This is a genomic window from Thauera sp. SDU_THAU2, assembly GCF_038260575.1.
GTDB lineage: Bacteria > Pseudomonadota > Gammaproteobacteria > Burkholderiales > Rhodocyclaceae > Thauera.
This window is the reverse complement of the sequence record NZ_JBBWUN010000003.1, coordinates 1,729,007-1,740,279: the sequence shown is the minus strand read 5'-3', so window position 1 is coordinate 1,740,279 and position 11,273 is coordinate 1,729,007. Positions and strand designations below refer to the sequence as shown.

Genomic DNA, 11,273 nt, shown 5'->3' with positions numbered 1-11,273 from the left:
CGCGGGGCGGAGAGGAAGCCTGCCGGCTTCTCTCCGCCCCGCACCGGATCGACGGCTTCCTACTTGGCGGCCTTGGTGCTCTTCTGCTGCGCACCGAAGCGCTCGCCGAGATAGTCGGCGAATTCGGCGCCGGTTTCCGGGTGGCGCAGGCCGAACTCGATGGTGGCCTTCAGATAGCCGAGCTTGGAGCCGCAGTCGTAGCGCACGCCGTCGAACTGGTAGGCCAGCACCGCCTCTTCCTTCAGCAGCGAGGCAATGGCGTCGGTGAGCTGGTATTCGCCGCCGGCGCCGGGTTTGAGGGCGCGGATGTGGTCGAAGATGCGCGGCGTCAGGATGTAGCGGCCGACGACCGCCTGGGTGGTGGGCGCTTCCTCGGGCTTGGGCTTTTCGACGATGCCGGTCATGCGCTGCACCTTGCCCGACTCGCTTTCGGTGCTGACGATGCCGTAGCTGCGCGTTTCCGAGCGCGGCACGTTCATCGTGCCCAGCACCGAACAGCGGTGATAGCTGAAGACGTCGACCATCTGCTTGAGCACCGGCGTGCCATCCTTGTTGTCGAGCAGGTCGTCGGCGAGGATCACCGCGAAAGCTTCGTCATTGATAATGTTGTCGGCGCACAGCACGGCATGGCCCAGGCCCAGCGCTTCGGACTGGCGGGTGTAGATGCAGTTGACGCCCTTCGGCACCGTCTTGCGCACGATCTCGAGCAGTTCCTTCTTGCCGCGGGCTTCCAGCTCGGTCTCGAGTTCGTAGGCCTTGTCGAAGTGATCCTCGATCGAACGCTTGGTGCGGCCGGTGATGAAGATCATGTCGGTGATGCCCGCCGCCACCGCTTCTTCGACTGCGTACTGGATCAGGGGCTTGTCGACGATCGGCAGCATTTCCTTGGGACTGGCCTTGGTCGCCGGCAGGAAGCGCGTACCCATGCCTGCGACCGGAAATATTGCCTTGGTGATCTTCTTCATGCCTGCTTCACTCCTTGTTCGATCGTTCGAGAAAACCGTCCATGCCCGGCCCGGACGGCGCGCCCGGCATGATGCGCGAAGCCGCAGCCGCCTGCATCAGGCATTTGTATCCGTTTTGCGCAGCAGTTCACGCAAGCCCTCCTCGTCGAGGATGTCCACACCCAGCTCCTGCGCCTTGACCAGCTTGGAGCCGGCTTCGGCGCCGGCGACCAGCCAGGTGGTCTTCTTCGACACCGAGCCCGCGACCTTGCCGCCCCGAGCCTCGATCAGCGCCTTGGCCTCGTCGCGCGTCAGCGTGGGCAGGGTGCCGGTGAGCACGAAGGTCTGCCCTGCCAGCCCGCCCAGGGGCGTTCGCAGCGGTTCGCTCTCCGGCCAATGCACGCCGGCGGCACGCAGTTGCTCGATGACTTCGCGGTTGTGGGGTTCGCCGAAGAATTCGACGATGGAGCGGGCGACGATCGGGCCGACGTCCGGCACCAGTTGCAAGGCCTCGGCGTCGGCGTCCATCAGCGCATCGAGCTTGCCGAAATGGCGCGCGAGATCGCGCGCGGTGGCTTCGCCGACGTTGCGGATGCCGAGTCCGAAGACGAAGCGCGCCAGCGTCGTCGACCGGCTCTTCTCGATCGCGGCGAGCAGGTTCTGCGCCGACTTCTCGCCCATGCGCTCGAGGTTCGCCAGCGCGAGGATGCCGAGCCGGTAGATGTCGACCGGCGTCTTGACGATGGCGGCATCGACCAGTTGCTCGACCAGCTTGTCGCCCAGGCCTTCGATGTCCATCGCTCGCCGGCCGGCGAAATGCAGCAGCGCCTGCTTGCGCTGGGCCGGGCAGAACAGGCCGCCGGTGCAGCGCGCCACCGCTTCGTCCTCGCCGCGCACAACATGCGAGCCGCACACCGGACAGGCGGGGAAACGTTCGAGCAGATTGAAACGCGGCAGCTCGCCCTGGCGCCGTTCGGCGACCGGCGCGACGACTTCGGGAATGACGTCGCCGGCGCGGCGCACGATCACCCAGTCGCCGATGCGCACGTCCTTGCGGTCGATCTCGTCCTGGTTGTGCAGCGTGGCATTGGTGACGGTGACGCCGCCGACGAACACCGGCTCCAGCCGTGCCACCGGCGTCAGCGCGCCGGTGCGGCCGACCTGCACTTCGATGCCGCGCAGCAGCGTCACCGCCTCCTGCGCCGGGTACTTGTGCGCCACCGCCCAACGCGGCTCGCGTGTGACGAAGCCGAGCTGGCGCTGCAGTTCGAGCGAATTGACCTTGTACACCACGCCGTCGATGTCGAAGGGCAGCGTCTCGCGCAGGCCGGCGATGCGCGCGTGGAAAGCCGCCAGCCCGGCCGCGCCCTGCACCACCGCGCGGTGCTGACACACCGGCAGGCCGAAGGCGGCGATGGCATCGAGCACCTCGGCGTGGGTCGCCGGCAGCGCCCAGCCTTCGGTTTCGCCCAGGCCATAGGCGAAGAAAGACAGCGGCCGGCGCGCGGCAATCGCCGGGTCGAGCTGGCGGATGCTGCCGGCCGCGGCGTTGCGCGGATTGACGAAGCTCTTTTCGCCGGCCTCGGCCTGGCGCAGGTTCAGCGCCTCGAAGTCGTCGCGGCGCATATAGACTTCGCCGCGGATCTCCAGCACCGCGGGCGCCTCGCCGCGCAGGCGCAGCGGTACCGCGCGCATCGTGCGGATATTGCTGCTGACGTCCTCGCCGGTCTCGCCGTCGCCGCGGGTGGCGGCCTGCACCAGCAGACCATGCTCGTAGCGCAGGCTGATGGCGAGGCCGTCGAACTTCAGCTCGGCAAGGTACTCGACTTCGGCATCGCCTTCGCCCAGCCCGAGCTCGCGCCGCACGCGGGCATCGAAGGTGTGGGCGCCGCTGGCCTCGGTGTCGGTCTCGGTGCGGATCGACAGCATCGGCACCCGGTGGCGCACCGGCGGGAACTGCTCGAGCGGCCTGCCGCCGACGCGCCGGGTCGGCGAATCGGGGGTGCAGAGCTCGGGATGCGCCTCTTCCAGCGCCTGCAGTTCACGGAACAGGCGGTCGTATTCGGCGTCCGGCACCGTCGGCGCGTCGAGGACGTAGTAGGCGTGGTCGTGGCGAGCGATCTCGTCGCGCAGCGCCTGCGCGCGCTGCGCCGCAAAAACGGGCGAATCCATCACAGCGCGAACAGGCGTCTTGCCAGCGGGCCGCCCGCGGGGATGCCGCTTTCGGCCATGCGATCCTGGAACTGGCGGATCTGGCCGCGGATCATCCCGGCCGCCTCGGCGCCGAAAGGCGCACGATTGTCATCCACCACCGTGCCCCTGCTCTGCTGCGCCAGCGCGTTGGCGAGCTCCATCATGCGATCGAAGGCCGCAACGCCGTCGCGTACGCAGGGAACGTCGATGACCAGCGTGACCCCCATGGTCGCCAGCGAAGCCATGTCGTCGGAAAACGCACCCGCTTCCAGGTTGGCCAGCGTGAACAGCGTGCTGCCGTCGTCGGCCAACGCATGAAAGCTGCCGTCCCCCGCCAGGCTCAGATCGTAGCGCCCGGCGAACTGGGCGATTTCCCTGCCGTCGAGGGGGCGCTCGCCGGCGATCACGTTGACGCCGATCTGCACATCCACATCGGCGCAGAAGCCGTCGAGCTGGGCCGCGCCGTGCAAGGTCTCGGCCCGCGCCGGCAGGCCCGGCGGCAAGGCCATGACGAGGTCGGCGACGCGCTGCACGCCGCCCGAAAAACGCATGAAGTCCGACTCGCCGATCGAACCGCGGCGATCGACCAGCTGCAGCGCGGCGCAGAACCAGTGGCAGGCACCGCCGACTTCGGGACCGAGCGGGAACCACAGGTTCTCGGCATCGTTGAAGCCGAACCAGCGGACAGGCTTGGACAGGCCTTCCAGCTGCCCCAGCTGCGCCTGCCAGACACGCTGCACGTCGAGCGGCTCGATCGCCTCGAGACGGATCACGCAGTCGGTGCGGACATCGAGCAGCGCCGGCAGCTCGGGTGCCGAACGCTTGAGCGACGCTTCACTCACCGGGCGCGGCCCGGCTTCGTCATCGCCGTTGCCGAAGCCCGGTTCGCGCCGCTCGAAACGTTCGCCGGCCTCCTCGTTCTGCCCGCCGCCGCGCGGCTCGAGCAGCACGTCGCGGTGCTCGGATTTGAAAACCTTTTCGGCCTTGCTGCGGTGCTTGCGTTCCTGCCACTTGTTGTAGGCAAAAATCAGTACCACGACGCCGAGACCCGCACCGATGAGGGCGATCTGAAGTTCGCTGTCCATATATAAGAGAGGTTCCCGAATTCCTTGCTGTTCTTCAGGCTGCCGCCGGCTCGGCCAGGCGCAGCGCTTCTTCCATGTCCACTTCCACCACGCGCGACACGCCCTGCTCCTGCATCGTCACCCCCACCAGCTGCTGCGCGAACTCCATCGTGATCTTGCTGTGGCTGATGAAGATGAACTGGGTTTGCGAGGACATGCGCTTGACCATGTTGGCGTAGCGTTCGGTGTTCGTATCGTCCAGCGGTGCATCCACCTCGTCAAGCATGCAGAACGGCGCCGGATTGAGCTGGAACATCGAAAAGACCAGCGCAATCGCGGTTAGTGCCTTCTCGCCGCCGGACAGCAGGTGGATGGAGGTGTTCTTCTTGCCCGGCGGCTGGGCGACGATCTGGACGCCGGCATCCAGGATCTCCTCGCCGGTCAGCACCAGTTCCGCCCGGCCGCCGCCGAACAACTGCGGGAACAGGCTGCCGAACTGGCGGTTGACGGTGTCGTAGGTCTCCTGCAACTGCTCGCGCGTCTCGCGGTCGATGCGGCGGATCGCGTCTTCCAGCGTGTCGATCGCCTGCAGCAGGTCCTCGGTCTGGGCATCGAGATAACCCTTGCGCTCGGACGCGCTGCGCAGCTCGTCGAGCGCGGCGAGGTTGACCGCGCCCAGTTCGGCGATCTCCCGCGCCAGCCGGGAAACTTCGCGCTGCAAGGTGCTTTCCTTGACGTCGGCGCCCAGCAAAGGCTGCAGCGTGGCTTCGTCGGCCTCGACTTCGAGCAGGCGCTCGGCGAACTGGTTGACCGCCAGTTCGCTGGCCTGCACCGCCAGCCGCAGCTCGGCGACGCGGTTGCGCATCGGCGCGGCTTCCTGTTCGGTGCGCAGCCGCGTTTCCTCGGCCTGGCGAAGCCGGGCCGCGGCATCTTCGAGCGCATCGCGGCAGGCGGCCAGCGCAGCCTCGCGGCTGGAACGCAAGGTCAGCGCGGACTGCAAGGCATCGAAGCTGCGGCTGTCGTCGGTCGCCTCCAGCTCGGCCGCCCGCGTCTGCGTCTCGGCGACGGCGCGCTCGAACTGCTCGGCGGCCAGCTGCAGGTTGCGGCCGATGTCGTCGAGCTTGCCCGCGCATTCGCGCTCGGAGAACTTCGCTTCCTGCAGTTCGCGCACCGCCGCCTGTTCCAGCGCCCGCGCTTCCTGCAAGGCCTGCTCGCGCTCGCGCAGCACGTCCATGCCGGCATCGAGGCGCTCGCGCTGCAGCTCGGCAAGCTCTTCCGCCCGTGCCAGGTCGCGCTCGGCGCGGGCCAGATGCTCGTGCTCGGTCTGTTCGAGATGGACCAGGTCTTCCAGATCGCGCGCCAGTTGGCCATGGCGCTCTTCCGCGCGGCTGCGCGCCTGCGCGAGCTTGAGCACTTCGACCTGCTCGGCATGAACCTGCGCCTGCATGCCCTGGCCGTCGCGCCGCAGGCCGTTGATCCGCTCCTGCAAGGCCGTCGCCGCCGCTTCGGCGGCCTGTAAGGCCTCGTGGGCGATGGCGGCTTCGTCCTCAAGCACACCCTGCTCGTCGGCGAGATGGTCGATTTCGCGCTGGCGCTCGATGACGCCATGGGTGCGGCTGTCGGGCACCGCGTGCGACAGCAGCCCCCTGCCCAGCATCTGGCCATGGGCGCCGACCAGCAGCACCTCCGCCGGCAGCTCGCGGTGGCGCGGCAGCCAGTCGTCGAGGCGCTCGACGCAATGGACCCCGCGCAGGAAGCCGGCCAGCAGCGGACGCAGGCCGGCGTCGAGCACTTCGATTTTCGCCAGCAGTGGTTCCAGCCCGGCATAGCCATCCCCGGCGGCAGCCGCCGCTGGCGCAGCGTGCTCGGTGCCGAGCACGACCGCGAGCGATTCCGGCGGCGCTTCATCCAGCAAGGCGCACGCGGACGCTGCGTCGGGCGCCAGCAGCGCGGCAAGGCGCTCGCGCAGCACCGCCTGCACCGCCGCATCCCAGCCTTCGGCGACGCGCAGGCTGCGCCACAGCGGCGGCAGGCTGTCCAGTCCGTGGCGCTTGAGCCAGTCGCCGAGCTTGCCCTGCGACTGCACCTTGGCCTGCAACTGCACCAGCGCGTCGCGGCGCGCACGCAGTTCGGTCAGGCGGCGCTGTACCGCGCGTTCGTGCTCCAGTGCCGCCTTCAGCGCCGCCTGCGCGTCCGGCATCCCCTGCTGCAACTCGGCCAGGGTCTGCTGCTGTTCGTCGAGCGAAGCCTGCAGGGCTTCGAGACGGGCTTCGCGTTCGGCCAGCTCGCGCTCGTCGGGGCCGACGATCGCGGCGCGTTCACCGTCGATGCGGCCGCGGCGCTGCTGCAAGGCATCGAGCGCCCGCATCGCGCTGGCGCGGTTGGCCTCCTCGACCCGTAACTGCTGTTCGGTCTGCGCCAGTTCGCGCCGCGCCGATACGACGGTGGTGTCCGCCGCCTGGCGGTCCGCTTCCAGCTCCGGCACGCGCCCGGCGATCTCGCTGTGCCGCGCCTCGGCCTGCTCGGCACGCATCGCGGCGTTGTCCGCCAGCCCCAGCCAGCGCTCGCAGTCTTCGACCAGCGCCTCGCGCCGCGCCTGCCAGTGGCCGCGGTCGAGATCGAGCTGTGCCAGGCGGGCCTCCAGGCGCTTGCGCGCTTCGCCGAGGTGCTGCAGCTCGGTTTCCAGCCGGGCCACTTCGGCACTGGCGGCGAACAGGTCGCTCTGCGCCACGTGCACCGATTCGGACGCTTCGAAATGCGCTTCGCGCGCGGTCTCGACGGCGGCTTCGAGCTCCTGCAGGCGCGCGCTGTCGGACTCGATGCGCAAGGTGGCGGCGTTCAGCTCCTCGCTCAGGCGAGCCTGCTCGGCCTGGGCCTCGTTGCGCTTGAGCAGCCACAGCAGTTGCTGCTTCTGCACATGGGCCGCGCTCAGGCTGTTGAAGCGCGCCGCGACTTCGGCCTGGGCTTCGAGATGGCCGATGCGCTCGCCCAGCTCCATGCGGATGTCGTCGAGACGGGCGAGGTTGTCGCGCGCGTCGCGCAGCCGGCCTTCGGTCTCCTTGCGCCGCTCGCGATACTTGGTGACGCCGGCGGCTTCTTCGAGAAAGCCGCGGATCTCTTCGGGCCTGGCCTCGATGATGCGCGAGATCATGCCCTGCTCGATGATCGCGTAGGCGCGCGGCCCCAGCCCGGTGCCGAGGAACAGGTCGATGACGTCCTTGCGCCGGACGTGCACGTTGTTGATGTAGTAGGTGGACTCGCCCGAACGGTCGAGCACGCGCTTGACCGAGATCTCGTTGTAGCGCGACCACTGCCCGGCAGCACGGCCTTCGGCGTTGTCGAAGACCAGTTCGACGCTGGCGCGCGACACCGGCTTGCGCGTGGTCGAACCGTTGAAGATCACGTCCTGCATCGACTCGCCGCGCAAGGCCGAGGCGCGCGTCTCGCCCAGCACCCAGCGCACGGCGTCGATGATGTTGGACTTGCCGCAGCCGTTGGGGCCGACCACACCGACCAGATTGCCCGGTGTCTGTACCGTGGTCGGATCGACGAAAGTCTTGAAACCGGCAAGTTTGAGCTTGGACAGACGCACGTCGGAAGGAGAGGATCGATGCCTGGGAGCAGGAAGCCGGGCCGCAGCCGTCGCCAGCATGGCGGCAAGCGGTACGAGGCGGCGGATTGAACGGAACGAAAACGGCTACGGAGCCGGGATGGACCATCCCGGCGAAGTGCCGGAAAGGCCCGCCATGATACCATTTCCGGCCTTTCCGACTCAGTTGCGGCAAGCTGCTGCCGCGTGGATTTTGTGCCAAAGTGAATCCTTACCTCACCCGCCTGCAGACCTATCCTTTCGAGAAGCTGCGCACGCTGTTCGCCGGCATCACGCCGCCTGCGGACTTGAACCCGATCCGCCTGTCGATCGGCGAACCCCAGCATCCGACGCCTGATTTCATCCGCCGGACTCTGGCCGACAGCCTGGACGGCCTGTCCAGCTATCCGCTGACGCTGGGCAGCGATGCGCTGCGCGGCGCCATCGCCCACTGGCTCGAGCGTCGCTACGGCTTGCCGAAGATCGACCCCGCCACCCAGGTGGTGCCGGTCAATGGCACGCGTGAAGCCCTGTTCGCCTTCGGCCAGTGCGTGGTCGACGGCACCCGGCCGGGCGCCAAGGTGCTGTGCCCGAATCCCTTCTACCAGATCTACGAAGGCGCGGCCTACCTGGCCGGCGCCGAACCGGTGTTCCTGAATCACCTGCCGGAGAACGGCTTCGGCTCCGATTTCGATGCGATCGAAGAGGCCGTCTGGCGCGACGTGCAACTGGTCTATGTCTGCTCGCCGGGCAACCCGACCGGCCGCGTGCTGTCGCTGGACGAATGGAAGCAGCTGTTCGAGCTGTCCGACCGCCACGGCTTCGTCATCGCCGCCGACGAATGCTATTCCGAAATCTACTTCGACGACGAAGCCAAGCCGATCGGCGGGCTGGAAGCCGCCTGGCAGTTGGGGCGCACCGATTTCCGCAACATCGTGATGTTCTCCAGCCTGTCCAAGCGCTCCAACGTGCCGGGCCTGCGCTCGGGTTTCGTCGCCGGCGACGCGAGGATCCTGAAGGACTTCGTGCTCTACCGCACCTATCACGGCTGCCAGATGAGCCCGGCGGTGCAGGCGGCCTCGGTCGTGGCCTGGAACGACGAGCAGCACGTCGCCGAGAACCGCCGCCTGTACCGCGACAAGTTCGCCCGCATCACGCCGATGCTGGCGCCCTGGCTGCCCGTGCGGCTGCCGGATGCGGGCTTCTACTACTGGGTGCGCACGCCGCTGCCGGACACCGAGTTCGCCCGCCGTCTGCAGGCTGAATATAATGTGACGGTTCTGCCGGGCAGCTATCTCGCCCGGGAGTCGGGCGGCGTCAACCCGGGCGCCGGATTCATCCGCATCGCGCTGGTTGCCGACACTCACGAGTGTGTCGAAGCGGCCGAGCGCATCATCGACTTCTGCCGAAGTCTCTGAAACTCCAAGAGAGAAAACCACATATGCAAGCACTGCAAAAGATCATCGACGACGCCTTCGAGAACCGCGCCAGCCTGTCGCCCAGCTCCGCACCCGCCGAAATCCGCGATGCGGTCGAGGCCGTCATCGCCGGGCTGGACGCCGGCACGCTGCGCGTGGCCGAGAAGAAGGACGGCCAGTGGGTGGTCAACCAGTGGATCAAGAAGGCCGTGCTGATCTCCTTCCGCCTGCGCGACAACGAAATCGTGTCGGCCGGCGGCCTCAACTTCTACGACAAGGTCGACACCAAGTTCGGCGACTACACGCCCGAGCAGTTCCGCGAAGGCGGCTTCCGCGTCGTGCCGCCGGCGGTTGCCCGCAAGGGCAGTTTCATCGGCAGGAACGTGGTGCTGATGCCGTCCTATGTGAACATCGGCGCCTACGTCGATGAAGGCTCGATGGTGGACACCTGGGCCACGGTTGGCTCCTGCGCCCAGATCGGCAAGAACGTGCATCTGTCCGGCGGCGTCGGCATCGGCGGCGTGCTCGAGCCAGTGCAGGCCGGTCCGGTGATCATCGAGGACAACGTCTTCGTCGGCGCCCGCTCCGAAGTCGTCGAAGGCGTCGTCATCGAGGAGAACGCCGTGCTGTCGATGGGCGTGTATATCGGCCAGAGCACCAAGATCTACGACCGCGAGACCGGCGAGGTCACCTACGGCCGCGTGCCTGCCGGCGCCGTCGTGGTGCCGGGCAGCCTGCCCTCGGCCTGCGGCAAGTACAGCCTGTACTGCGCGGTGATCGTGAAGAAGGTCGATGCGCAGACCCGCGCCAAGACCGGCATCAACGAGCTGCTGCGCGGCGCCTGAGCCGATGGACCGAAACCCTAGTTGATGGAGCATGACCGAGGCATGATTTTCGACAGCCTTTTTCAGTTGATGGCAGACAAGAAAGCCTCGGACATCTTCATCACCGCCGGCGCCCCGATCCACATCAAGATCCAGGGCAACACGATGCCGATCAACCAGCAGGTCATGGAGCCGGCCATGATCCGCAGGATCGTCGAGGAAGCGGTGCCGGCCGAGAAGCTCGCCCAGCTCGAGCGCGAGCGCGAGCTGAACCTGTCCTTCGGCCGCCGCGACCTGGGCAACTTCCGCGTCAATGTCTTCTGGCAGCGCAACTCGATCGCGGTCGTCGCCCGCTACATCCAGAGCAACATCCCCTCCATCCACGACCTCGGCCTGCCCGAGGTGCTGGCGGAGGTGGTGATGGAAAAGCGCGGGCTGGTGCTGGTGGTCGGTGCCACCGGCTCGGGCAAATCCACCACGCTGGCATCGATGCTCGACCATCGCAACCGCAACCGCAGCGGCCACATCCTGACGGTGGAAGATCCGATCGAATACCTGTTCACCCACCGCAAGTCGGTGGTCAACCAGCGTGAAGTCGGCATCGATACGCTGAGTTGGAGCGAAGCCCTGCGCAACGCGATGCGCCAGGCGCCCGACTGCATCCTGATCGGCGAGATCCGCGACCGGGAAACCATGCAGGCCGCGGTTTCGTACGCGCAGTCGGGCCACCTGTGCCTGGCCACGCTGCATGCCAACAACGCCTATCACGCCCTCAACCGCATCATCAACTTCTTCCCGCTCGAGAACCGGCAACTGCTGTATCTCGATCTGGCCGTCGCCCTGCGCAGCATCGTCTCCCAGCGGCTGGTGCGCAAACCGGACGGCAGCCGCGTACCCGCGGTCGAGATCCTGATGAACACCCGCCACATCGCCGAACTGATCGAGCGCGGCGAAATCAACGAGATCAAGCAGGCCATGGAGCAGAGCCTGGCACCGGGCTGCCAGACTTTCGAGCAATGCCTGTACGAGCTGTACAACGACAAGATCGTCTCGCTCGAGGAGGCGCTGGCCAATGCCGACTCCCCGACCAACCTGCACTGGCTGATCAACAACGCGCAGATCGACGCTGCGCCCGCCGCCTCACCACCGCCCGACTCGCCGAGCCTGCTCGATTTCGACCCGGATGGCGGCGGCGCATCGTTCCAGGAATTCACGCTGCACGCCGACCGGGACTGAGCGCG

The 11,273-nt window shown here is 67.5% G+C and carries 7 protein-coding genes; 3 read left to right on the top strand and 4 right to left on the bottom strand.

The features are described 5' to 3' along the window. Positions 1-59: 59 nt before the first annotated feature. The 4 genes from galU to smc form a co-directional block, all read right to left on the bottom strand. The gene (gene galU / locus AAFL97_RS09490) at positions 60-965 is read right to left on the bottom strand and encodes a UTP--glucose-1-phosphate uridylyltransferase GalU (RefSeq protein WP_341644689.1); all 906 of its coding nucleotides are present in this window, start codon (positions 963-965) and stop codon (positions 60-62) included. 96 nt (positions 966-1,061) lie between these two features. Next, entirely contained in the window at positions 1,062-3,116 is a 2,055-nt protein-coding gene (ligA, locus tag AAFL97_RS09485; protein WP_341644688.1) for an NAD-dependent DNA ligase LigA, read from the bottom strand. After that, on the bottom strand, positions 3,116-4,222 hold the full coding sequence (locus AAFL97_RS09480) for a cell division protein ZipA C-terminal FtsZ-binding domain-containing protein (protein WP_341644687.1): 1,107 nt from the start codon (positions 4,220-4,222) through the stop codon (positions 3,116-3,118). The genes ligA and AAFL97_RS09480 overlap by 1 nt, the downstream gene beginning before the upstream one ends. Before the next feature lie 34 nt (positions 4,223-4,256). Then, positions 4,257-7,793, bottom strand: coding sequence for a chromosome segregation protein SMC (gene smc / locus AAFL97_RS09475; protein ID WP_341644686.1), 3,537 nt, complete (start codon positions 7,791-7,793; stop codon positions 4,257-4,259). 221 nt (positions 7,794-8,014) lie between these two features. Between smc and dapC the strand changes: the two genes are divergently transcribed. From dapC to AAFL97_RS09460, 3 genes are read left to right on the top strand one after another with little or no spacing between them, the layout of a single operon-like run. Then, entirely contained in the window at positions 8,015-9,208 is a 1,194-nt protein-coding gene (gene dapC / locus AAFL97_RS09470; protein ID WP_341644685.1) for a succinyldiaminopimelate transaminase, read from the top strand. Between the two features lie 23 nt (positions 9,209-9,231). After that, positions 9,232-10,053, top strand: coding sequence for a 2,3,4,5-tetrahydropyridine-2,6-dicarboxylate N-succinyltransferase (gene dapD / locus AAFL97_RS09465; RefSeq protein ID WP_263459566.1), 822 nt, complete (start codon positions 9,232-9,234; stop codon positions 10,051-10,053). Positions 10,054-10,095: 42 nt separating this feature from the next. Next, complete coding sequence (locus AAFL97_RS09460; RefSeq protein ID WP_341644684.1) at positions 10,096-11,268, top strand: PilT/PilU family type 4a pilus ATPase; 1,173 nt, start codon at positions 10,096-10,098, stop codon at positions 11,266-11,268. Positions 11,269-11,273: the final 5 nt, after the last annotated feature.

Coding starts and splice junctions, on each gene's coding strand:
- galU (WP_341644689.1), bottom strand. CDS start 965: ATGAAGAAGATCACCAAGGCAATATTTCCGGTCGCAGGCATGGGTACG.
- AAFL97_RS09480 (WP_341644687.1), bottom strand. CDS start 4,222: ATGGACAGCGAACTTCAGATCGCCCTCATCGGTGCGGGTCTCGGCGTC.
- AAFL97_RS09460 (WP_341644684.1), top strand. CDS start 10,096: ATGATTTTCGACAGCCTTTTTCAGTTGATGGCAGACAAGAAAGCCTCG.
- dapD (WP_263459566.1), top strand. CDS start 9,232: ATGCAAGCACTGCAAAAGATCATCGACGACGCCTTCGAGAACCGCGCC.
- ligA (WP_341644688.1), bottom strand. CDS start 3,116: ATGGATTCGCCCGTTTTTGCGGCGCAGCGCGCGCAGGCGCTGCGCGAC.